This window comes from Brachybacterium sp. AOP3-A1-3, from assembly GCF_052378285.1.
GTDB lineage: Bacteria > Actinomycetota > Actinomycetes > Actinomycetales > Dermabacteraceae > Brachybacterium.
The window spans coordinates 417,686-439,735 of sequence record NZ_JBQSXM010000002.1 but is presented as its reverse complement, the minus strand read 5'-3'; the positions used below and the strand labels follow the sequence as shown (position 1 = coordinate 439,735).

20 protein-coding genes and 1 tRNA gene are annotated in these 22,050 nt (G+C 70.1%); 6 read left to right on the top strand and 15 right to left on the bottom strand.

Annotated features, from left to right (window positions below; all coding sequences use genetic code 11):
• Positions 1–13: 13 nt before the first annotated feature.
• The 13 genes from ACT3T5_RS04760 to ACT3T5_RS04700 form a co-directional block, all read right to left on the bottom strand.
• Entirely contained in the window at positions 14–856 is an 843-nt protein-coding gene (locus tag ACT3T5_RS04760) for an RNA methyltransferase (protein WP_444576886.1), read from the bottom strand.
• Complete coding sequence (locus ACT3T5_RS04755) at positions 853–1,320, bottom strand: tRNA (cytidine(34)-2'-O)-methyltransferase (protein WP_444576887.1); 468 nt, start codon at positions 1,318–1,320, stop codon at positions 853–855. The genes ACT3T5_RS04760 and ACT3T5_RS04755 overlap by 4 nt, the downstream gene beginning before the upstream one ends.
• 117 nt (positions 1,321–1,437) lie before the next feature.
• A tRNA-Leu gene (locus tag ACT3T5_RS04750) sits at positions 1,438–1,523 on the bottom strand.
• 92 nt (positions 1,524–1,615) lie between these two features.
• The gene (locus tag ACT3T5_RS04745; protein WP_444576888.1) at positions 1,616–2,005 is read right to left on the bottom strand and encodes a hypothetical protein; all 390 of its coding nucleotides are present in this window, start codon (positions 2,003–2,005) and stop codon (positions 1,616–1,618) included.
• A gap of 103 nt (positions 2,006–2,108) precedes the next feature.
• Positions 2,109–2,981 (bottom strand): shikimate dehydrogenase, encoded by an 873-nt coding sequence (locus ACT3T5_RS04740; RefSeq protein ID WP_444576889.1) that lies wholly within the window; start codon positions 2,979–2,981, stop codon positions 2,109–2,111.
• A 2-nt stretch (positions 2,982–2,983) separates the two neighbouring features.
• Positions 2,984–4,165, bottom strand: coding sequence for an endolytic transglycosylase MltG (gene mltG, locus ACT3T5_RS04735; protein WP_444576890.1), 1,182 nt, complete (start codon positions 4,163–4,165; stop codon positions 2,984–2,986).
• Entirely contained in the window at positions 4,162–4,731 is a 570-nt protein-coding gene (gene ruvX / locus ACT3T5_RS04730) for a Holliday junction resolvase RuvX (protein WP_444576891.1), read from the bottom strand. The genes mltG and ruvX overlap by 4 nt, the downstream gene beginning before the upstream one ends.
• Positions 4,728–7,436 carry an alanine--tRNA ligase gene (alaS, locus tag ACT3T5_RS04725; protein WP_444576892.1) on the bottom strand — a complete coding sequence of 903 codons (2,709 nt, stop codon included), beginning with the start codon at positions 7,434–7,436 and terminating at the stop codon, positions 4,728–4,730. Before alaS ends, ruvX begins: the two co-directional genes overlap by 4 nt.
• A gap of 133 nt (positions 7,437–7,569) precedes the next feature.
• On the bottom strand, positions 7,570–8,196 hold the full coding sequence (gene rpsD / locus ACT3T5_RS04720) for a 30S ribosomal protein S4 (protein WP_443349781.1): 627 nt from the start codon (positions 8,194–8,196) through the stop codon (positions 7,570–7,572).
• Between the two features lie 192 nt (positions 8,197–8,388).
• A complete protein-coding gene (locus tag ACT3T5_RS04715) occupies positions 8,389–9,762 on the bottom strand; it encodes a replication-associated recombination protein A (protein ID WP_444576894.1) in 1,374 nt (457 codons plus the stop codon).
• Positions 9,763–9,806: 44 nt separating this feature from the next.
• Complete coding sequence (locus tag ACT3T5_RS04710) at positions 9,807–10,937, bottom strand: quinone-dependent dihydroorotate dehydrogenase (protein WP_443349775.1); 1,131 nt, start codon at positions 10,935–10,937, stop codon at positions 9,807–9,809.
• A gap of 17 nt (positions 10,938–10,954) precedes the next feature.
• Positions 10,955–11,446, bottom strand: a complete 492-nt coding sequence (locus tag ACT3T5_RS04705) for a hypothetical protein (protein WP_444593726.1) — start codon at positions 11,444–11,446, stop codon at positions 10,955–10,957.
• Entirely contained in the window at positions 11,443–11,805 is a 363-nt protein-coding gene (locus tag ACT3T5_RS04700; protein WP_193117110.1) for a hypothetical protein, read from the bottom strand. Before ACT3T5_RS04700 ends, ACT3T5_RS04705 begins: the two co-directional genes overlap by 4 nt.
• Positions 11,806–11,927: 122 nt before the next feature.
• Here ACT3T5_RS04700 and ACT3T5_RS04695 point away from each other — a divergent pair, with 122 nt between their 5' ends.
• From ACT3T5_RS04695 to sucB, 3 genes are all read left to right on the top strand, one after another.
• A complete protein-coding gene (locus ACT3T5_RS04695; protein ID WP_193117109.1) occupies positions 11,928–13,400 on the top strand; it encodes a leucyl aminopeptidase in 1,473 nt (490 codons plus the stop codon).
• Between the two features lie 146 nt (positions 13,401–13,546).
• Positions 13,547–14,950, top strand: coding sequence for a dihydrolipoyl dehydrogenase (gene lpdA, locus ACT3T5_RS04690; RefSeq protein WP_444576895.1), 1,404 nt, complete (start codon positions 13,547–13,549; stop codon positions 14,948–14,950).
• A gap of 21 nt (positions 14,951–14,971) precedes the next feature.
• Positions 14,972–16,813: a 2-oxoglutarate dehydrogenase, E2 component, dihydrolipoamide succinyltransferase gene (gene sucB / locus ACT3T5_RS04685; protein WP_444593725.1), complete on the top strand. Its 1,842-nt coding sequence runs from the start codon at positions 14,972–14,974 to the stop codon at positions 16,811–16,813.
• A gap of 105 nt (positions 16,814–16,918) precedes the next feature.
• On the opposite strand, the gene ACT3T5_RS04680 is transcribed toward sucB, so the two are convergent.
• Positions 16,919–18,310 carry a hypothetical protein gene (locus ACT3T5_RS04680; RefSeq protein WP_444593724.1) on the bottom strand — a complete coding sequence of 464 codons (1,392 nt, stop codon included), beginning with the start codon at positions 18,308–18,310 and terminating at the stop codon, positions 16,919–16,921.
• Positions 18,311–18,493: 183 nt separating this feature from the next.
• On the opposite strand from ACT3T5_RS04680, the gene lipB reads away from it, so the two are divergent.
• From lipB to ACT3T5_RS04665, 3 genes are all read left to right on the top strand, one after another.
• The gene (lipB, locus tag ACT3T5_RS04675; protein ID WP_444576898.1) at positions 18,494–19,192 is read left to right on the top strand and encodes a lipoyl(octanoyl) transferase LipB; all 699 of its coding nucleotides are present in this window, start codon (positions 18,494–18,496) and stop codon (positions 19,190–19,192) included.
• Between the two features lie 62 nt (positions 19,193–19,254).
• Positions 19,255–20,277: a lipoyl synthase gene (lipA, locus tag ACT3T5_RS04670; RefSeq protein ID WP_343922815.1), complete on the top strand. Its 1,023-nt coding sequence runs from the start codon at positions 19,255–19,257 to the stop codon at positions 20,275–20,277.
• 32 nt (positions 20,278–20,309) lie between these two features.
• On the top strand, positions 20,310–21,053 hold the full coding sequence (locus ACT3T5_RS04665; protein ID WP_343922817.1) for a DUF4191 domain-containing protein: 744 nt from the start codon (positions 20,310–20,312) through the stop codon (positions 21,051–21,053).
• 383 nt (positions 21,054–21,436) lie between these two features.
• Here the strand turns inward: ACT3T5_RS04665 and ACT3T5_RS04660 are convergent, their stop codons facing one another.
• The gene (locus ACT3T5_RS04660; protein ID WP_444593723.1) at positions 21,437–21,871 is read right to left on the bottom strand and encodes an RDD family protein; all 435 of its coding nucleotides are present in this window, start codon (positions 21,869–21,871) and stop codon (positions 21,437–21,439) included.
• Positions 21,872–22,050: the final 179 nt, after the last annotated feature.

The window sequence follows — 22,050 nt, the reverse complement described above, 5'->3', positions numbered from 1 at the left end:
GCCCCGCTGCAGCTCAGCGTCGTTGGCGCCGCGCCTCGTACAGGGCGATGGACCCCGCGACGGACGCGTTGAGGGAGGATGCGCTCCCGCCCATCGGGATCTCGGCGATCACGTCGCAGGCCTCACGCCACCCGGCGCTCATCCCGATCGTCTCGTTGCCCACCACGATCAGCACCGGACCGGTCAGATCCGTCTGCGCGAGCTCGAAGCCCCCGGCCTCGTCCAGGCCGACCACCGTCCACGGCACGCCCTGCTCGCGCTGCTCCTGGACCCAGGTGAGCACTTCTCGATGAGAGGCCTGTCGCACCACGGGCACCGCGAAGATCGACCCGGTGCTCGCACGGATCGCCGCCGGGTCCCAGGGGTCGGCGCTGTGCCCCGTGATCACGAGGCCCTCCCCGCCGAGGGCATCCACGGTCCGGGCGAGCGACCCGATGTTCCCCGGGCCCGACGGTCGATCGAAGACGACCACGACCGCTGTCGGCGAGGGGGCGAGCCGGCTGAGATCGTCCGAGGGGATGCCGACCAGGGCCAGCAGCTCGGGGGCGCCGTCCTGGCGCTCCCCCAGCTCCGCCATCAGCTCGGGAGCGAGGACCACGACCGGGGCCGGTGGGTCCTCCAGCAGCTCGAGCGCCCAGCGCGAGGGCCGCTCCCGCCCGTCGGAGAGCAGGGCGCGGATCTCGGCACCGTGCGCGATCGCCTGGCTGATCGGGCGCACCCCATGGACGATCATCTCGCCGCTGCGAGTCCGCTTCGTGCGGTTGCCCAGCAGGGCCTGCCACTGCTGGAACAGAGCATTGCGGCGCTCGAGCCGAGTGGGCAGGGAGCTGCCGCGCGCGTTCTCCGGGCGGTTCATGCCCCGGCTCCGTCGAAGCCGAGCTGTCGCCAGGCTTCGTAGACCGCGATCGAGACCGCGTTGGACAGGTTCAAGGACCGACGCGCCGGCAGCATCGGGATGCGGACCGTCGCCGTGACGCGGGGATGGTCCATCGCCTCCTGCGGCAGCCCGGTGGGCTCGGTGCCGAAGAGCAGCACGTCGTCACGGGTGTACTCGATCTGTTCGAAGGAGACGTCGGTGCGCGCGGTGAACGCGAAGACCCGGGACTCGGGCAGGGCGTCCAGCGCATGGTCGAGATCGGGATGGATCGAGACATCGGCGAGGTCGTGATAATCGAGGCCTGCGCGTCGCAGCTTCGAGTCCTCGAGGTCGAAGCCGAGCGGTTCGATGAGGTGGAGGCGCGCCCCGGTCACGGCGGACAGCCGGATCGTATTGCCGGTGTTCCCGGCGATGGCGGGCTCGTGGAGGAAGACATGGACCATGCACTGATCTTCCCACGCACCGCGGATCGTCCCCTCCGCGGCGCGGTCGATCCGCGGTGCGTGGGGACGACGAAGAACCCCTCCTGTCGGTTCTCACCGACAGGAGGGGTTCGTACGTGTCCGAGAGGGGACTTGAACCCCTACGCCCTAATACGGGCACTAGCACCTCAAGCTAGCGCGTCTACCAATTCCGCCACCCGGACAGGTGACCGCCGTAGCGACCTCAGAAATATAGCACGCAGACAGCGATGGTCGTCTACCGAAAAGCGCCCTGCCAGCAGAAACGTGAAGACAATCACGCCAGGGCGTCTATGCGCCGAGAATCCATCAGGGTGTGCAGCAGGTCCAGCACGACCGTGATCCGCATGCCCAGCGCGCAGGCGACCGACGCGGGAAGCCTCTCACCGAGGTCCTGCAGCGCTGCGGCGGCGAGCACCACCATCGTCGGATCGGGGTCCACGATGCCCGACCGGTCCCAGGCGTCGATCGTCACCAGGAGGTGCTCGAGCTCGTCGCAGGCATCGTGACGCCCTCCGGAGAGGAGATCCACGCGGGCGCGCGCGGCAAGAGCCGTGCACCGCCGCAGGAGGGGTGTGGTGAGATCTGGACCGATCATCTCCGGGGACTCCGCGGGACGGCCGAGCACACCGTCGGTGCCGCCTACGATTCCTCGCTCCAGGTCCATGGGTCACGTCCTCGTGCTGCGTCCGACGATGTCGACAGGGTCCGGCCGACACCGACGACTTTACTACTTCTTTACTCTGCCGGACAAGCTTTCCGCCGAGGAGTCAGGAGTTCCTGCCCGCCAGCTCTTTCCGAGCTGCGGCGAGCATCGCGGGGACAGGAGCCGCCGGCACCCCCAGCATCGAGCGGACCTGCTGGTCCGCCTGATGGGCGAGCATCTCCAACCCGTCGACGACCTCGCCGCCCACGGCGGCCACCACAGCCGCCAGCGGCGCCGGCCACGGATCGTAGAGCACGTCCAGGAACAGCGTCGGTGCGGTCAGCGACGATCGTGCGGTCCACTCCGTCGCGACGGCGTGCGCGCCCTCCACCGCCAGCGCGCTGATGACCACCTCGGCACCCAGCAGCAGATGACTGGATGCCCAGGGCACCTGGCGCACGGGAACCTGCTCCGCTCCGGCAAGTGCCTCCAGCGGGGCGAGCTTGTGCGGGGTGCGTGCGCTGAGCAGGATCTCGTGGACCCCCAGCTCGAGCAGAGCGGCGACGGCGCTCAGCGCCGTGGCGCCGGATCCGAGCACCGCGCCGGTGCGCGGCGCACGGGCGTCGTGGTCCCGCAGAGCCGCGACGATCCCGTGCACGTCATGGTTCTCGGCGCGCCAGGTCCCGTCCTCGCGACGGATCAGGGTGTTGGAGATGCCGAGCGCCCGGGAGGTCGCGTCGGTCTCCGTGGCGAGGGCGAAGGCCTCCGGCTTGCCGGGCATCGTGACGCTGGCCCCGGACAGCTCTCGGCCGGGTCCGTCGACGAGGAAGGACGCGAGCCGGCCCGCAGGCACCTCGAAGCGGTCATAGGTCGGTCCGTCGAGCCCGAGCACCTCGTAGGCGGTGCGGTGGAGCACCGGTGAGAGCGAATGCTGCACCGGTGAGCCGATCACGCCGAAATGTGGCCCGATGCCGCTCGAGGCCGTCCTGCCGGTCATGATCAGCCCTTCTTCGCCTCGGCCCAGTCCTGCCACTCCTTGACGTTCTCCTCGTGCTCGGCCCAGGTGGCGGCGAACTTGGTCTCGCCCGTGTCCGTGTTCACCGTCACGAAGTACAGCCAGTCGCCGGCGGGCGGATCCGCCGCCGCATCCAGCGACCCGGCGCCCGGTGCCCCGATCGGCCCCGGCGGGAGGCCGGTGTGGACGTAGGTGTTGAACGGGCTGTCGCTGCTGCGTTCCTTGGAGGTCGTGCCCACGCTGGCCGCCTTGCCGGTGACGTAGTGCACGGTGGAGTCGAACTGCAGGGGCATCGGGGTGCCCTTCGCCTCGCCGGTGCCCTCGAGCCTATTATGGATCGTGCGGACGACCTTGCCGTAGTCGTCGGCCTTGCGCACCTCGAGCTCGGCGAGCGAGGCGATCGTGAGCGTCTCGTGCCAGGACTTCTCGGGGATGCCGCGGGAGGTCAGCTGCTCCTCCATGCTGTCCCACATCATCTGGATGATCTCCTCGGCGGTCGCCTCCTCGGGGATGTCATAGCGTCCCGGCCAGAGGTAGCCCTCGAGCGTCCCGGCCGAGTTCTTCGGGATGCCGTAGCTGGTGTAGTCCTTGGCGGCCTTCGCGAAGTCCTTCTCCGGGATCCCGGAGGCCTCGGACAGGAGAGGCCAGATCTGGGAGAGGTTCAGACCCTCGGGGATGATCACCCGGTGCCCGGCGAGGTTCGACGGGTCCAGGAGCGCGTCGAGCGCATCGCGGGAGGTCATCTGCTTCTTGACCCGGTAGACCCCGGGTTCGATCTTCCCGGCGTCGGGCGTGTTCGAGAAGAGGGTGATGAACGGGCCGGACGTCTTGATGACGCCCTTGTCGACGAGTGTCGAGGCGATGTCCGTGCCGGTATCGCCGGTGGCGATCTCGACGACCACCTCGCCCGAGCCGGGACCCGGGAACTCCGGGTCCTCCTGCTCGACGGTGACGTTCGACGTGAGCCAGCGGTATCCCTGCAATCCGCCGATTCCGAGACCCCCGAGGACGACGAGCACGAGCAGCACGGGAAGGACTCCGCGCAGCAGTCCCCCGCGCTTCGGCCGCTGGGGCGTCTTCGCCCGACGGCGACCCCGGTGCGTGGCCGCGGCAGCGGTCTGATGCTCGGCGACCTCGTCGAACGAGTAGTTCTCGTCCTCGCTCATCCGTCGTCCTCCTGATCGGTTGATGGGGTGCGACCAGGGATTGACTCGACGAGCTCACCGGCGCGTCGCCCGGTGGACCGTTCGATGTCCAATGCCTGCTGGAGGATCATCACGGCAGCGACCTGGTCCACGACCTTCCGGTGCTTGCGCCCCTTCCGGCCCGCAGAATGCAGCGCCTGATGCGCGGTGACCGTGGTCAGCCGCTCGTCGAGCAGGCGGATCTCGACGTCCCGACCGCTGCCCTCGAGGAGCACCGAGAGCTCGGCGACGAAGGCTCGCGCCTTCTCGGCCGCACGACCCTCGGTGCCGTTCAGGGAACGCGGGAGCCCCACCATGATCACACGGGCGTCCGCTTCTGCCGCCTCGTCGACGACCCGGCGCGTCGCGCTCTCCCGGTCGAGGGTCTCGACCGGGGTCGCGATCATCCCGTCGAGGTCGCTGCGGGCGAGCCCGACGCGCACGTCGCCGACGTCGACCCCGAGCCGCACCCCTCGGGGAAGCCCCGGGTCCTCGTCCCGGTCGGCGGCATCTCGGTCAGCTGCGCCTCGGCCATCGGCCCCGATCATGCGGGGAGCGCCGCGGCGACCGCGTCGCGGACGGCGGAGAGCGCGTCGGGGATCCGTGCGGGTTCACCGCCGCCGCCCTGCGCCATGTCGGGCTTGCCGCCGCCGCGGCCGCCCATCGCCTCGGCGGCGGTGCGCAGCAGGGCCCCAGCGGCGAGGCCCAGGTCCCGCGCTGCAGCGTTGGTCGTGATGACGAGCGCGGCCCGGCCGTCCTCGTGCCCGGCGATGGCCACGACGGAGGGCGAGTCCTCGCCCAGGCGCGTGCGGAGGTCGAGCGCCAGGGTGCGCAGGTCGCCGGCGGCGATCCCCTCACCGGCGTCGTGCACGAGGAGTCGCGCTCCCCCGACGTCCGTGGCGCTGGAGGCGAGCTTCCCGGCCTCGGCCTGCAGCTGCTGGCCGCGCAGGGCGGCGAGCTGCTTCTCCATGTCCTTCATGCGCTGGGTCATCGTCTTCACGCGCTCGGGAAGATCAGCGGAGGAGCCCACCTTGAGCATCTCCGAGAGCTGGGAGACCAGGGCATGCTCCTGCGCCTGGAACCGGTAGGCCGACAGACCCACGAGGGCATCCACCCGCCGCACGCCGCTGCCGATGGAGGCCTCGCCCATGAGCTGAACCGTGCCGATCGCACCGGTGGAGTCGACATGGGTGCCGCCGCACAGCTCGCGTGACCAGTCGCCGCCGATGGAGACGACGCGCACGATGTCGCCGTACTTCTCGCCGAACAGCGCCTGGGCGCCGAGCGCCCGCGCCTCGTCGATCGGCATCTGCTGGTCGGTGACCGCGAGCTCGTCCTGGAGGAGCGTGTTCACGCGCCCCTCGATCTGCGCGAGCGCGCTGCGCGGCACGCCCTGCCCATAGCGGAAGTCGAAGCGCATGCGTCCCGGCGAGTTCTCCGAACCGGCCTGGGTGGCACCGTCGCCGAGCTCCTCGCGCAGGGACTGATGGACCATGTGCGTGGCGGTGTGCGCCCGGGCGATCGCGCCGCGACGCGCCACATCGATCGCGGCGACCGCGCCGGCGCCGATGTGCACCTCGCCCTCGACGAGCCGTCCGCGGTGGACCGGAAGGCCCTTGACCGGAGCCTGGACGTCGTCGACCTCGACGATGCCGCCGCTGGCCAGGGTGATGCGTCCCTGGTCGGCCAGCTGGCCGCCCATCTCCGCGTAGAACGGGGTCGAGGCGAGCACGAGCTCGACCTCCGCCGGAGCCTGCACCGAGTCCACCAGCGCACCGTCCACCAGGACGGACTCGACCGTGGTGGAGAGCGTCGACTCCGTGTAGCCGACGAAGGGCACGGCCTCGCCGCGCTCTCCCAGCAGCTGGTTGTAGAGCGCGGTGTCCGTGTGTCCGGACTTCTTGGAGGCGGCATCGGCCCGCGCACGCTCGCGCTGCTCGGACATCGCGGTGCGGAAGCCCTCCTCGTCGACGGTCAGGCCCACTTCCTGCGCCATCTCGAGGGTGAGGTCGATCGGGAAGCCGTAGGTGTCGTGGAGGCGGAAGGCATCGGGGCCGGCCAGGCTGCGGCCGCCCTCCTTCTTCACCGCGCCGGCGAACTGGTCGAAGATCGCCGTCCCGGTGACGAGGGTGCGGCGGAAGGCCTCCTCCTCGGCGTAGACGATCTCGCTGATCCGGCCGAAGTCCGCGGCGAGCTCCGGGTAGGACTCGACCATCGCCTCCTTGGAGACCGGCAGCAGGTGGGGCATCGACGGGTCCGCGTAGCCGAGCAGACGCATGGAGCGCACAGCACGGCGGATGATCCGGCGCAGCACGTAGCCGCGGCCCTCATTGCCCGGGCGCACGCCGTCGGACACGAGCATCAGCGCGCTGCGCACGTGGTCGCCCACGATGCGCAGGCGCACACTGTCCTCCTCGTCGGCGCCGTAGACCCGACCGGAGAGCTCCTGGGCCTTCTCGATCACCGGGAAGACCTGGTCGATCTCGTACATGTTCTGCTTGCCCTGCAGCAGATAGGCCACACGCTCGACGCCCAGACCCGTATCGATCGACCGCTGGTCGAGCTCGCCGAGCAGGGGGTAGTCCTTGCCCGTGCCCGGGCCGCGCAGGAACTGGTCGAACACCAGGTTCCAGATCTCGATGTACCGGTCCTCGGCGTCCGGGCTCCCGGGCCATTCGGGCACACGGCCGCTCGGGGCGTCGGGACCGTACTCGGGGCCACGGTCCACGTGCCACTCGCCGGTCGACCCCGCGGGACCGGGCTGACCGGTGTCCCAGCAGCTCTCCTCCCACGGCAGCTGCACGACCCGGGAGGGGTCCAGACCGATGACCTCGGTGACGTGCTGGTAGGACTCCTCGTCCTTCTCCCACAGCGTGAACCAGAGGGACTCGGGATCGAAACCGAAGCCCCCGTCGTCCTGCGGGGTGGTCAGCAGCTCCCAGGAGAAGTCGATGGCGCCCTTCTTGAAGTAGTCGCCGAAGGAGAAGTTCCCGGCCATCTGGAAGAACGTGCCGTGGCGCGTGGTGCGGCCGACGTTCTCGATGTCATTGGTGCGGATGCACTTCTGCACGCTCACCGCGCGCGAGTACGGGGCCTTCTCGGTGCCCACGATGTACGGGATGAAGGGGACCATGCCGGCGATCGTGAAGAGGATCGACGGATCGGACGACACCAACGAGGCGCTGGGGACGAACTCGTGCTGCTTCTTCGCGAAGAAGTCGAGCCAGCGACGATGGATCTCGGATGTGCGCATGGTCTGGTGAGGTCCTTCCGGGGAAACCTGGGGAGGGCGCGCAGAGGCGCCCGACGAGCTGAACGGACGCGAAGGCCCCGGTCAGGGTACCGGAGTACACCCGCCGGGGCCTTCGCGCCGCAGTGAGGAGAGGTCAGCGCGCGTAGTACTCGACGACCATCTGGACCTCGCAGGTCACAGGGACCTCGGCACGCTTGGGGCGTGCGACGAGCTGCGACTTGAGCTCGGGGAGCTCGACGGAGAGGTACGAGGGGACCGAGGCGAGAACGTCCGAGTTGCCGCCTTCGGCAGCGATCTGGAACGACTCCATGGCCTGGCTCTTGGGCTTGATCTGGATGGTCTGGCCCGGCTTCACGCGGAAGGAGGGACGGTCCACGATCTTGCCGTCGACCAGGACGTGGCGGTGCACGACGGCCTGACGAGCCTGCAGCGTGGTGCGGGCGAAGCCGGAGCGCAGCACGAGAGCGTCGAGACGCATCTCCAGCAGCTCGACCATGCTCTCACCGGTCAGACCCGGCTCCTTCTTGGCGTCCAGGTAGGCGCGGTGCATCTGCTTCTCGCGGATGCCGTACTGAGCACGCAGGCGCTGCTTCTCCTTCAGGCGCACGGCGTAGTCGGACTCGGTCCGACGGCGAGCACGGCCGTGCTCGCCCGGGGGGTACGGGCGCTTCTCGAAGTACTTGACCGACTTCGGGGTCAGCGGGAGCCCAAGAGCTCGGGAGAGGCGCGCCTGGCGGCGCGCACGGGTGACGTTGGTCACGAGGTATACCTCTTGTTCGTGTGGTGAATCCAGTCATGCAGCCGCGGATTCAACGCCCAAGATTACCGCAGGTCGAGCATCGACTCAACGACCTGACCCGTCGGTGTGACCTCGAGTTCCTGTGGAGTGGCCCACAGAGCGGCCGCCAGAGCGGCTCACGCAGGGGCGCTCCGCCTCGTCCGACGAGCCCGATCAGGAGCCCTCGGCAGAGCGCAGGATCCGTCGCAGCGCTTCGACCCGTCGGCTGGTCTGGGCTTCGTTGCCGTGCCCCGTGGGGTGGTAGTAGTCCATCCCCACGAGATCGTCCGGCGCATACTGCTGCGCCACCACGCCGTGCGGCGCGTCATGCGCGTAGCGGTACTCGGTCCCGTGGCCGAGCTTCTTCGCGCCGGCGTAGTGGGCATCGCGAAGATGGGCGGGAACCCCGCTGCCCTTCCCCGCGCGCACATCGGCGATCGCGGCGTCCAGGGCCCGGTAGGAGGCGTTGGACTTCGGGGCCGTCGCGATGTGCACGACGGCCTGCGCGAGCGGGATCCGGCCCTCCGGCATGCCGAGCATCTGCACCGCCTGCATAGCGGCGACCGCGACCTGCAGCGCGGTCGGATCGGCCATGCCCACCTCCTCGCCGGCCGCGATCACCACACGGCGGGCGATGAACCGGGGGTCCTCCCCCGACTCGATCATCTGGGCGAGGTAGTGCAGGGAGGCGTCCACATCGCTGCCGCGCATGGACTTGATGAAGGCGCTGGTGACGTCGTAGTGCTGGTCCCCGGCGCGGTCGTAGCGCAGGGCGGCCCTGTTCACGGCCTGGGCGAGAGTGCCCGCATCGATCTCGCGCGACTCCTTCATGAGGGCGGCGGCCGCAGCGGCCTCGAGAGAGGTGAGGATCTTGCGGGCGTCCCCTCCTCCCAGCCTCAGCAGGGCCTCGCGGGCATCGTCGGTCAGGGTGACGGCCCCGCCGAGCCCGCGGTCATCCGCCAGCGCCCGGTCCACCAGGGTGTCGAGGTCCGTCCGCTCGAGGGACTCCAGGGTCAGCACGATCGAGCGGGAGAGCAGCGGCGAGATCACGGAGAAGTACGGGTTCTCGGTGGTCGCGGCGATCAGGGTCACCCAGCGGTTCTCGACGCTGGGCAGCAGGGCGTCCTGCTGGGACTTGGAGAAGCGGTGCACCTCGTCGACGAACAGGACCGTCTCGCGGCCGACGGTGCGGAGCCGGGAGCGAGCCTGGTCGACGACCTCACGGATGTCCTTGACCCCGGCGAGCACCGCGGAGACCTCGACGAACTCGCGGTCCCCGGACTGCGCCACCACATAGGCGAGTGTCGTCTTGCCGGTGCCGGGGGGACCCCACAGGATCACCGAGCTCGGGGAGGTCCGGGAGTCGTCCGCCGCGACCAGTCGGCGCAACGGGCTGCCGGGCTCGAGCGCGGACTTCTGCCCGACGATCTCCTCGAGGGAGCGCGGGCGCATGCGGACGGCCAGGGGCGCCCGATGATCGACGTTGCGATCAGAGAGCGTGCGCGGCGCCGGCGCGTCTCCGCCGAGCGAGAAGAGATCCTCGTCCATGGTCCCAGCCTAGGCCGAGCCGCCGACGGTCCGGACGCACCGCGTCATGAGAGGGGGCCGAGCTCACGTGCCATCCGGCCGGGCCAGGACGGACCCTCGTAGATCATCGCCGTGTAGCCCTGCACGAGATCGGCGCCGGCCTCGAGGCGGGTGCGGACGTCCGCTGACGTGGTGACTCCCCCGCAGCTGATGATCACCGACTCGGCGGGCAGGGTCCCGCGCAGGAGCCGGAGCACCTCGAGCGAGCGATCGCCGAGCATCGGCCCGGAGAGTCCCCCCGCGCCGATCGCCTCGATGCGGGCACGCTCGGTCCGCAGCGACTCCGGCCGTGCGATGGTCGTGTTGGTGGCGATCACTCCGGCGAGCCCCACCTCGGTCGCGAGCTCGGCGGCGGCACGCACGTCGTCGTCGTGCAGGTCGGGCGCGATCTTCACCAGGACGGGCAGATCGCGACCCAGACGGCGCTCCGCCTGGCGGGCCTCGTCGAGCACGGCCTCCAGGATGGGTCGGAGCATGTCGACGGTCTGCAGGTCGCGCAGTCCCGGCGTGTTCGGGCTGGAGACGTTGATCGCCAGATAGCTGGCATAGGGGGCCAGGATGCGGGCCGAGAAGCGGTAGTCCTCGGCGGCGTCCTCGAGGGCGGTCACCTTGGACTTGCCGATGTTCACGCCGATCACGGCGCGCTGTCCCCGCTCGGTGCGGCGCGCGACGGCGAGTGACTTCGCCAGCGCCCCGGCGCCATGGTTGTTGAAGCCCATGCGGTTGATCAGGGCGCGATCCGGGATCAACCGGAAGGAGCGCGGGGCCGGGTTCCCCGGCTGCGCCTTCGCGGTCACGGTGCCCACCTCGACGTGGCCGAAGCCCATGTCCAGCAGTGCCAGCGGGATCTCGCCGTCCTTGTCGAAGCCGGCCGCCAGCCCCAGGGGACTGCGGTGCTCGACGCCCAGCACGCGCCGGGCGGGCCGCGGATCCCGCATCGGGTCGGGCGTCCTGAAGAGCGTGCGCAGGGCTGCGGGACCGCCGGGCAGGGAATGGGCCAGCCGCAGGGACCTCACGGTGAGACGGTGGGCCTGCTCGGCGTCGAGCCGGCTGAGGACATGCTGGAAAAGGGCCGCGTACGGCCCGCGCCGCGTGGTGGCGTGCGTGCTCTCGTGCAAGGTGTCGTTCGTGGTCACGGGGATACCGTACGCGGTCAGCGGGCGTCGTCCGCCGTCTGCGGCGCGCGGTGCCGTCCGCGGAGGAGGTAGACCAGGGCGATGACGGGCAGCAGCAGAGGCACGTACCCGTAGCCCTCGCCGAACACCGACCAGACGGAGGCGTCCGGGAACAGGGCCGGGTCCAGCAGGCTCAGCGTGCCCACGCCCAGCACGCCCATGAGTTCGACCAGGCACAGGACCAGGGCGATGCGCGAGCGCCTCCCGCCCCTGACCAGGGCGATGCTCACGGCGATGTAGGTGAGCGCGGCGGCCAGGGACAGCAGATAGGCGACCGGGGCGAAGGAGAAGTCCCGGAGCATCTGGACCACGCTGCGGGCCGTCGCCGCGGTGGCGAAGAGCGCATAGAGGATGATCAGCACCGCTTCGAATCCACGGCTCCCGCTGCGGGGGCTGCGGGAGCCCTGCGAGCTGCTGCCGGCGACTGTCGTCCCGAGGTCGGTGTCCCTGCGGGTGTCCCTGTCGGTCATGCGAAGCCTCCCGGCCAGATCTGATGGAGCCGCATCAGCAGCACCATGGCCACGAGCGAGACGACGGCGATGACGAGGCTCCCCCAGCGGCTGCGCTCCCACAGCGAGACCCAGCCGCCGCCGAGCACCATGGCGAAGCCGGTGAGGAGATAGCCGTACAGGGTGATCCGATCCTCGGGATGTCCACCGCCCAGGTCCCGCAGGCCGAGCGTGATCCCGAAGATCGCCCAGACCAGGGCCACCAGTGCGCAGGCACCGAGGAGGACCAGATCCGCGCTGAGGTCCCGCACGGCGTAGTAGATCCCCAGCAGTGCCGTCAGGGAGCACACCACCGACACCAGGATGCTCAGTGCCAGCATCGACCCGCCCGTCCTGTTCCTGTGTTCTCGCTCGCGTGAGCGCGCACGGCACCGTCGTCGACGATCCGACGTGGCTCCGTGGGGCGCGGACATCCGGTCCGGGCCGCCTCTACGATAGAACCATGCCCACCATTTCAGTGACCGATACATCCCTGCGCGACGTCGAGGCCGACGTCCTCATCCTGCCCCTCCTCCGCGGAGCGGGCGACGCCCCCTCGAGCGTGCCCGGCGCACCCGAGATCACCGAGGCCATCGCCGGTCTCGACCCCTCCGCCGCCCGCGGCGACGTGCACCGCATCCCTGCCTTCGGACTGACCGGAGCCGGCTCCATGCTGCTGGTCGGTCTCGGTGAGGAGGATCTCGCCGCGACCTCCGCCGAGGACCTCCGTCTCGCCTTCGGCGCGGCGACCCGAGCTCTGGCCGGCGTCGGCTCCGCCGCGATCGCCCTGCCCGGCGGCACCGCCGACCAGCTTGCCGCCGCCCTCGAGGGCGCAGCCCTGGGGGCCTACGCCTTCGTCGCACACAAGACCGCCACCGGTGGCCCGGCCCCCAAGGGCGCCCTCACGGCGGTCACCGCCCTGAGCTCCGAGGAGTCGGCAGCGGGCGCCGCCGAGCGCGCCACCGTGCTCTCCGAGATCGTCGATCTCACCCGCGACCTGGTCAACACCCCGCCGAACCTGCTCTACCCCGAGGAGTTCGCGCGCCGCACCCAGGAGCTCGTGGAGGGCCTGCCCCTCACCGTCACCGTGCTCGACGAGAAGCAGCTCGCCGACGGCGGCTACGGCGGCATCGTGGGTGTGGGCCAGGGGTCGACCCGTCCGCCGCGTCTGGTGCGCGTCGACTACGCCCCCCAGAGCGCCCGCAGCTCCGTCGCCCTGGTCGGCAAGGGCATCACCTTCGACACCGGCGGCATCTCGCTGAAGCCTGCCGCCGGCATGGACGACATGACCTCTGACATGACCGGCGCGGCCACCGTGCTCGGCGCGACCATCGGCGCCGCCAGGCTCGGCCTCGACGTCAAGGTCACCACCTATCTCGCGATCGCCGAGAACATGCCCGGTGGCGGTGCCCAGCGCCCCGGTGACGTGGTCACCATGCGTAACGGGAAGACGGTCGAGGTGCTCAACACCGACGCCGAGGGACGTATGGTCATGGCCGACGCCCTGGTCGACGCCGTGGCTGAGAAGCCGGATCTGGTGATGGACGTGGCGACGCTGACCGGCGCCGCCGTGGTGGCGCTGGGCAAGCGCACCGCCGCGGTGATGGGCACCGAGCTCGGACGCGACGTGGTCATGACGGCCTCCGGCACCACCGGAGAGCCCTTCTGGCCGCTGCCCTTCCCGGCGGAGCTGCGCGCTGATCTCACCGGCCGCGTCGCGGACCTCCGGAACATCGGGGACCGTCCCGGCGGAGCGCTCTCCGCGGGCGTCTTCCTGCAGGAGTTCGTGGGCGAGACCGAGTGGGCCCACCTGGACATCGCGGGCCCCGGCTTCGCCTCCGCCCCCCTGGGGTACATGGGCAAGGGTGCGACCGGTATGAGCGTGCGCACGGTCCTGCAGGTGCTCGAGGACCGCGCGGCGGCCTCCGGCGAGTGATCCTCGCCGCGCCACGGCATGGAACATCCCGTGGAGCGGGCCTGTCGGCACCGCCTCGTGGCCTAGCATGGGACACGCAGGCGGCGCCGTCGGCCATCAGGGTCAGCGCGTGCTGCGGAGAAACGTACACACCGAGGAGCACACAGGTGGCTGACACATCCACTGACCAGTTCGACGTCGTGATCCTGGGCGGTGGCAGCGGCGGCTATGCGGCCGCGCTGCGCGGAGCCCAGCTCGGCCAGAAGATCGCCCTCGTGGAGAAGGACAAGCTCGGCGGCACCTGCCTGCACCGAGGCTGCGTCCCGACGAAGGCCATGCTGCACGTCGGCGAGCTCGCCGACGCCCCGTCCGAGGCCAAGGCCGTCGGCCTGGACCTCACCTTGAACTCCATCGATGCCGAGAAGGTCCTCGGCTTCAAGGACAAGATCGTCTCGCGCCTCTACAAGGGACTGCAGGGACTCGTGAAGTCCTCGAAGGTCGAGTACGTCGAGGGCTTCGGCCGCCTCAGCGGGCCGAAGACGGTCTCGGTCGAGACGGACGGCGGGACGCGCGAGCTCACCGCCAAGAACATCATCCTGGCCTCCGGGTCCTTCTCGAAGTCGATCCCCGGCATCGACCTGGGTGGTCGCTTCCTGGACTCCGAGACGGCTCTGCAGCTGCCCGAGGTCCCGAAGAACCCGATCATCCTGGGCGGCGGCGTCATCGGCGTCGAGTTCGCCTCGATCTGGAAGTCCCTCGGGGCGGAGTCGGTGACCATTGTCGAGGGCCTCCCCCACCTGGTCGCCAACGAGGACGAGTCGATCTCCAAGGCGCTCGAGCGCGCGTTCAAGAAGCGCGGCATCGCCTACTCGCTCGGTGTCTTCACCGAGAAGGCCGAGCAGAACGACAGCGGCGTGACGGTCACCCTCGCCGACGGCAAGGTCCTCGAGGGCGACTACCTGCTGGTCGCCGTCGGTCGCGGCCCGAACACCTCGGGCCTCGGCTACGAGGACCAGGGCATCGAGATGGATCGCGGTTTCGTGCTCGCGAACAAGGAGACCCTGGAGACCAACGTCCCCGGCATCTACGCCGTCGGCGACATCGTCCCCGGCCTGCAGCTGGCCCACCGCGGCTTCGCGCAGGGCATCTTCGCCGCCGAGCGCATCGCCGGCCAGAATCCCGCCCCGATCGTCGAGTCCGGCATCGAGCGCATCACCTACTGCGAGCCGGAGGTCGGTTCCGTCGGCCTCAGCGAGAAGCAGGCCAAGGAGCAGTTCGGCGAGGAGGGCGTCGAGTCCTACGAGTACAACCTCGGCGGCAACGGCAAGTCGCAGATCCTCGGCACCACCGGCTTCATCAAGCTCATCCGCGAGAAGGACGGGCCCATCATCGGCGTGCACATGATCGGGGCCCGCACCTCCGAGCTCATGGGCGAGGCGCTGCTGATGGTGAACTGGGAGGCCTACCCCGAGGATGTCGCCTCGCTGATCCACGGCCACCCCTCGCAGCACGAGGCCATGGGCGAGGCCGCCCTCGCCCTCGCCGGCAAGCCGCTGCACGCACACGCCTGAGTCCCCCAGAGGAGAATCCCCATGTCTGAAACCGTGAAGATGCCGGCTCTCGGCGAGTCCGTCACCGAGGGCACCGTCACCCGCTGGCTCAAGGCCGTCGGCGACACCGTCGAGGTCGACGAGCCCCTGCTCGAGGTCTCGACCGACAAGGTCGACACCGAGATCCCCTCGCCCGTCGCGGGCACGATCGAGAAGATCCTGGTCGAGGAGGACGAGGACGCCGAGGTCGGCGACGATCTCGTCCTCATCGGCGATGGGTCCGGTTCCGAGGGGTCGTCCTCCGACGACTCCGGGGCCGACGCCGGAGAGTCCGAGGCCCAGCAGGACGAGCCCTCCGACAGCGGTGAGGACCTCGCCTCCGACGAGACCACCGCACCGTCCACCGACGAGGAAGCACCCGCCGGCGAGGACGAGAAGCCCGCCGATGCCGGCGCCGAGTCCGGGACCGCCGGGGGCGCGGCCTCCGGACAGGACGTCACGATGCCGGCTCTGGGCGAGTCCGTCACCGAGGGCACCGTCACCCGCTGGCTCAAGGCCGTCGGCGACACCGTCGAGGTCGACGAGCCCCTGCTCGAGGTCTCGACCGACAAGGTCGACACCGAGATCCCCTCGCCCGTCGCGGGCACCGTGCTCGAGATCCGCGTCCAGGAGGACGAGGATGCCGAGGTCGGTTCCGTGCTGGCCGTCGTCGGCGACTCCTCCGGGGCTTCCGCTCCGGCGGAGAAGCCCGCCGCCCCGGCCCCCGAGGCCGAGGAGAAGCCGGCCGAGGAGCCCAAGTCCGAGGACAAGCCCGCTGAGAAGCCGGCGGAGAAGCCCGCAGCGAGCGAGAAGACCGTGGCTCCGAAGGCACCGGAGCAGACGTCCCAGGAGCCGTCCGCTCCCGCTGCTGCCCCGGCCCCCAAGGCTGCCGACTCCGTCACCGGCGCCGAGGCATCCGGCTATGTGACCCCGCTGGTGCGGAAGATGGCCGCCGATGCCGGCGTCGACCTGTCCTCCGTCGCGGGCACCGGTCTGGGTGGCCGTATCCGCAAGCAGGACGTGCAGAAGGCGATCGATGCGCAGAAGGCCGCTGCGTCGGCCCCTGCTCCGGCTGCTGCCGGCGCCCCCGCCGCGGCAGCGGCACCTGCCAAGGTCGAGGTCTCCCCGCTGCGCGGCACCGAGGAGAAGATGAGCCGCATCCGCAAGGTCACGGCCAAGCGGATGATGGAGTCGCTGCACGGGCAGGCTCAGCTGACTACCGCGGTCGAGGTCGACATGACCCGGATCGCGAAGCTGCGCGCCTCGGCGAAGGAGCCCTTCGCCCAGCGAGAGGGTGCCAAGCTCACCTTCCTGCCGTTCATCATGCAGGCGGCCGTCGAGGCTCTGAAGACGTACCCGAAGGTCAACGCCTCGATCGATGAGGAGACCATCAAGTACGCGGCCTCCGAGAACATCGGCATGGCGGCGGACACCGAGCGCGGCCTGGTGGTCCCGGTCATCAAGAACGCCGGCGACCTGAACCTGGCAGGCCTGGCCCGCCAGATCGGTGACCTCGGCTCCCGGGCCAAGGGCAACAAGCTCACGCCGGACGATCTGCAGGGTGCGACCTTCACGATCACCAACACCGGTTCGGGCGGCGCCCTCTGGGATACACCGATCGTGCCGAGCCCGCAGGTCGGCATCCTGGGCTGCGGCACCATCACCAAGCGCCCGGCGGTCGTGCAGAACGCCGAGGGCGATGACTCCATCGCGATCCGCTCGATGATGTACCTGTTCCTGTCCTACGACCACCGCCTGGTCGACGGCGGCGACGCGGCACGCTTCCTCACCTTCATGAAGAAGCGCCTCGAGGACGGGGCATTCGAGGCCGAGCTCGGCCTCTGATGCCCTGAGCGGTTGCCTCTGGACAGCCGCTCACCCCGCAGGAGCCCATCGACGAGGGCCCGGCACCGTTCACGGTGCCGGGCCCTCGTCCGGTGATCGGCGTGCTCATCCCCGGGCAGATCCCGGGGTCGGCCTCGTGCTCTGCACCTTCCACCCCGTCCCGTCCCAACGGATCTCGAGCTCGATGCTCTCCTGCGCGGTGGCCGGGACCAGGCGCCGGGACCCGTCGGCCGCGACGAGCTCCGCCTCCTCGGAGGACGTCAGCACCCGCAGCAATGCCGTGCCCTCCGCCGTCGGCTCCTCCAGGACCTCCGCCTCGTGGATCACCGGGCCGCCTCCGTCGATGGTGTACCCCTCGTAGGCCGCACGCACCGCGATGTCGGCTGTCAGGGCGTCGCTCCCCGGTGTCGCGATGGGCTGCGAGGACAGCCCCGTGACATAGGCGTGGCGGGCCCCGGCGAGCTCTGCGGCCAGCGCCCAGGCATCGTCGATCGGCGGAGCGGGAGCAGTCGCTCCGTCGGCCCCCGTGGCCCGATCGCTCGGCTGGTGGCCCGTGGACGGCATGACGAGCCAGGTGCCGGTCCCGAGCACCGACCCCGCGAGCAGCACCGCGGCTGCAGTCGTCAGCACAGTGCGGCGCGACCGCCGGGCGAGCAGCGGCTCCCGCAGCCGAGGCAGGAACCGGCGGAGACGTCCACGTGTCTCCCGCGATCTGTCCGATGGACCCGATGGACTCGAGGGGCCGGATGGAATCGATGGGATCGATGGGTCCGGAGAGCGCTGTGCGGCCGGCGCGAGATGCTGCCCGGCACGGAGCACGGGTCTCACGGCTGCCGGCTCGGAATGCCCCACGTCCCTGGGCGCGGGGATCGCGCCGGGCGTGCCGCGCGGAGCAGTGTCAGCGAGCTCCGCTGCCGGCTCGGCCCCCTCAGGGGCGAGTCCCCCGTACAGCCCGGCGGGACCCGGCTCCTGGATCCGTCGCCGGAGCGTCCGTTCCGAGTCGGTGAGCACGGAATCCACCCACCGCCGATCCGCCCTGCAGGACGCGAGATCGTCATGGGGCATCAGACCCCGCAGATCGAGCACCACGACGGTGCCGTCCTCCCGCAGGCCCACCCCCTGCCCGTCCTCCGCCCCGAGCACCCATCCCCGCTGGTGCAGGGCATCGACCAGCGCATCGAGCTGATCCCGGGCCCGTCGGGTCCCTGCGCGCTCCGCTGTGGCGGGCGTGCCGAACTCCGCCGCACGGCGCCCGCCCCGCGGATCCAGGGACGGTGCGGACTCCCGGACATAGCCGTCGTCCTCGATCGAGACGATGCCGGGAACCGCGAGAGCCCCGGCGACCTCGAGCGCCGCCAGCAGCTGCATCTCCGCCCGCACCCGGATCCGGCCTCCGGCGGTGAGCCCCTGCACCTTCACCGGAGCCCCGGCCCCGTGCGGAGGGAGGACCGTCTCCACCACGTCCACCTCCTCGCGCAGCCAGGACGGTGCGCTCACCGCTCCCTCGCCGGCCGCCCTCGCCGCGTGCCGCGGCCGCGCCGGAGAGCCAGGCAGGGGTGACGGCCCCTGCGCGTACCGGGCTACGTCGAAGTCGTCCATGGTCGCAGTGAACCCCATCGCACGCGGACGCCCCGGTGGTCATCCACAACGCACTGGTGGGAGCCGGAGTAGCCTGAGCTCGTGCTCGATGTGATCCGACTCGGTTTCAGCGAATCCCTCCCTGGTGGCGACCGCCACGAGGAGTTCGGCCTGCCCGCGGGCCCGGTCGACTATCGCGCGGCGTGGGCGCTGCAGCGGAGCATCCACGCCGAGGTCGTGGCGGGGACACGTCCTGACACGCTGCTGCTGCTCGAGCACCTCCCTGTGTACACCGCCGGCAAGCTCACCGCGGAGCACGAGAGGCCGCGTGACGGCGCCGAGGTCGTGGACATCGATCGCGGAGGCAAGATCACCTGGCACGGCCCTCAGCAGCTCGTCGGCTATCCGATCGTGAAGCTCCCCATCCCGATCGATGTCGTCGGCTTCGTCCGGGATCTCGAACGGACCCTCATCGAGGTGTGCACCCGGCACGGCGTCGCAACCGTCCCGGTCGAGGGCCGCAGCGGGGTCTGGGTCGCGCCGGAGGGCGAGGAGGCACGCAAGGTGTGCGCCATCGGCATGCGGGTCTCCAAACGCGCCACGATGCACGGCTTCGCGCTGAACTGCGCCAACGACCTCTCCTGGGCGCGGAACGTGATCCCCTGCGGCATCGATGATGCCGGGGTGACGAGCCTCAGCCAGGAGGCGGGACGACGCATCGCCGTCGCCGATGTGGTCGACTCCGCGGCGGAGGCGATGACCGAACTCGTGGCGCACCGCACCTCCGCACACGCCGTATGAGGCGCCCCGGGCCCGAGGCGCTCGATAGACTTCCCGAAACGTCGAATGTAGGAGGCATGAGGGTGACCATTGCTCCCGAAGGCCGGCGCATGCTGCGCGTCGAGGCACGGAACGCCGAAGTTCCCATCGAACGCAAGCCGGAATGGATCAAGACGCGCGCCGTGATGGGCCCGGAGTACACCGCGATGAAGAAGCGCGTGCACGGCCAGGGACTGCACACCGTCTGCGAGGAAGCAGGGTGCCCGAACATCTTCGAGTGCTGGGAGGACCGCGAGGCCACCTTCCTCATCGGCGGCGACACCTGCACGCGCCGTTGCGACTTCTGCAACATCGCCACCGGCAAGCCGATGGCCGTGGACCCCATGGAGCCCTTCAAGGTCGCCCAGAGCGTCAAGGAGATGGGCCTGCGCTACTCCACGATCACAGGCGTGGCCCGCGACGACCTGCCCGACGGTGCCGCCGGGCTGTTCGCACAGACCTGCCGCCAGATCCACACCATGAATCCCGGGACCGGCGTCGAGCTGCTCATCGACGACATCAAGGGCAACGGCGAGGCGCTCGAGCAGGTCTTCGAGGCTCAGCCGGAGGTGTTCGCTCACAACCTCGAGACCGTCCCGCGGATCTTCAAGCAGATCCGCCCAGCGTTCCGCTACGAGCGCTCGCTCGACGTGATCACGATGGGCAAGGACGCCGGGATGATCACCAAGTCCAACCTGATCCTGGGCATGGGCGAGACCACGCAGGAGATCCTCGAGTCCCTCCAGCGCCTCCATGACGTCGGCTGCGACATCATCACCATCACCCAGTACATGCGCCCGTCGAAGCTGCATCACCCCATCGATCGCTGGGTGAAGCCCGAGGAGTTCGTCGAGCTCTCGGAGGCCGCCGAGGAGATGGGCTTCCTCGCCGTCATGGCCGGACCGATGGTCCGTTCCTCGTACCGCGCCGGGAAGCTGTGGGCGCAGTCGATGAAGAAGCTGGGACGCGAGATCCCCGAGAACCTGCGCCACCTGGACCAGAACCAGCCCGCCCGTCAAGAAGCAGCGAGCGTCGTCGCACGCCGCAACCAGGCCGCCGCGAGCTGACGCTCGCGCGCCCCCGAGAGGATCCCCCACACATGATGGCCCGCAAGAGCGAGACCAAACCCGCCAAGGGTGAGAAGAAGGCCGACGGCACGAAGAAGCCCGGTCGCTTCAAGCAGATGATCGAGGTGTTCAAGTACACCCAGGAGGTGGACCGCACCACCTTGCCGTGGATGATCGGTGCGCTCCTCGCGGCCGTCGTCGTCGGCGTGCTCGTGAGCTGGCTCGTGCTGAACAGCCCCTGGTACGGCATCTTCATGGGCCTGGCCGTCGGCCTGCTCGTGGCCATGCTGATCCTGGCCCGCAAGGCCGAGCGTGCCGCTTTCAGCCGCATCAAGGGCCAGCCCGGCGCTGCGCTCGCGGCGATGCAGTCGATCCGCCGTGGCTGGGACGTGGCCGAAGAGCCCGTGCAGGTCGATCCCCGCAGTCAGAAGATGCTGTTCCGCGCCTCCGGGCGTGCCGGCATCGCCATCGTCGCCGAGGACTCCTCGTCGCTCTCGATGAAGCTGCTCGAGAAGGAGCGTCGCAACATCCGGCGCGTGCTCCAGCACGACAACGTCCCGGTCCATCAGATCGTGGTCGGCGACGGGGAGGGCGAGGTGGCGCTGCACAAGCTGCCCAGCTACATGACCCGCATGAAGAAGACCCTCACGAAGGACGAGTCGGCTCAGGTCAGCAAGCGCCTGGCGGCGCTGCACCGCTCGATCCGCCAGTCCGTCCCCAAGGGCGTGGACCCCTCACGTGCCCGCCCCAATCGCAAAGCGATGCGCGGCCGCTGAGCCCACGCGCCGCTGCATGACAGTGCTGCGCGACGCTGTTGCTCGAAGCCCCTCGATCGGCCCGACGGTCGACGGGGGGCTTCGTCGTGCACGGCGTACGTGCCGTCCCGGCCTCTGGCCCCCGGCTCCCGGCTCCCGGCTCCCGGCTCCCGGCTCCCGGCTCCCGGCTCCCGAGTTTCAGGGCGTTCCGGAGCAATTGCGGACGTCACGGTCCAATTGTCGTGACCATTCCGTTACCTCCGTGACCTTATCGTGACATTTGCTGTCGATGCAGGTCAGGGAACTAATACGCAGGGTTGCATCATTGCCGACCGAGGGAATCAGGAGCGCGCAGACCGTCCGGGCCGCGTCGATGACGGGGCCCGTGATGACGTCTCCTGGGGTCAGATCCGGACCACCGCGGTGCCGGCGGCCAGGTCGTGCAGGGGCTGGGAATCGCGGGTCCAGACACAGGCCGGCAGCAGCAGGAGCATCGCTCCCGTGCGGGCCAGGGAGCGCAGCACCATCGGGGTGCGGCCCCGTACCGGGTGCACGCGGATCCGCAGGACGAACTGGCCTGGAGTACCGCCGAAAAGGGTCAGGAACAGGACGTTCACACTCACGAAGAGGAGCAGGTTGGCCAGGGCGTCGCCGTGGAACACGACGGCGGAGATGGCCATGCACAGGCCCCAGTCGATGAGCAGCGAGAGCGGACGGCGCCAGAAGGGGGCCACGGATCCCGGTCCGTCGGCGGGCAGTCCGAGGGAGGAGCCCTTGACGTAGTCCGGGGTGCTCGGGGCACCCTCCATCCAGGAGCCCAGGTCCTTGCGATCGATCACGGGTCGACCCTAGTGGGCGCGGCTGGGAGATCCAGGTTCCTCCCGGAGCCGGGTGCCGAACGGCATAAGCTGGACGCACCCGAGCCCCGGCCCGGACGCCCGGACCGCCGGGCTCTGCGGAGCTCGGCCCGGTGAACACCCCACGGGGACAGTCAGCACAACACGCGCCCCCACGGTGC

Bases quoted from the DNA above. Each gene is read 5' to 3' on its own strand.
- ACT3T5_RS04760 (WP_444576886.1), bottom strand. From the start codon at position 856: ATGAACCGCCCGGAGAACGCGCGCGGCAGCTCCCTGCCCACTCGGCTC.
- ACT3T5_RS04755 (WP_444576887.1), bottom strand. From the start codon at position 1,320: ATGGTCCATGTCTTCCTCCACGAGCCCGCCATCGCCGGGAACACCGGC.
- ACT3T5_RS04745 (WP_444576888.1), bottom strand. From the start codon at position 2,005: ATGGACCTGGAGCGAGGAATCGTAGGCGGCACCGACGGTGTGCTCGGC.
- ACT3T5_RS04740 (WP_444576889.1), bottom strand. From the start codon at position 2,981: ATGACCGGCAGGACGGCCTCGAGCGGCATCGGGCCACATTTCGGCGTG.
- mltG (WP_444576890.1), bottom strand. From the start codon at position 4,165: ATGAGCGAGGACGAGAACTACTCGTTCGACGAGGTCGCCGAGCATCAG.
- ruvX (WP_444576891.1), bottom strand. From the start codon at position 4,731: ATGATCGGGGCCGATGGCCGAGGCGCAGCTGACCGAGATGCCGCCGAC.
- alaS (WP_444576892.1), bottom strand. From the start codon at position 7,436: ATGCGCACATCCGAGATCCATCGTCGCTGGCTCGACTTCTTCGCGAAG.
- ACT3T5_RS04715 (WP_444576894.1), bottom strand. From the start codon at position 9,762: ATGGACGAGGATCTCTTCTCGCTCGGCGGAGACGCGCCGGCGCCGCGC.
- ACT3T5_RS04705 (WP_444593726.1), bottom strand. From the start codon at position 11,446: ATGACCGACAGGGACACCCGCAGGGACACCGACCTCGGGACGACAGTC.
- ACT3T5_RS04700 (WP_193117110.1), bottom strand. From the start codon at position 11,805: ATGCTGGCACTGAGCATCCTGGTGTCGGTGGTGTGCTCCCTGACGGCA.
- ACT3T5_RS04695 (WP_193117109.1), top strand. From the start codon at position 11,928: ATGCCCACCATTTCAGTGACCGATACATCCCTGCGCGACGTCGAGGCC.
- sucB (WP_444593725.1), top strand. From the start codon at position 14,972: ATGTCTGAAACCGTGAAGATGCCGGCTCTCGGCGAGTCCGTCACCGAG.
- ACT3T5_RS04665 (WP_343922817.1), top strand. From the start codon at position 20,310: ATGATGGCCCGCAAGAGCGAGACCAAACCCGCCAAGGGTGAGAAGAAG.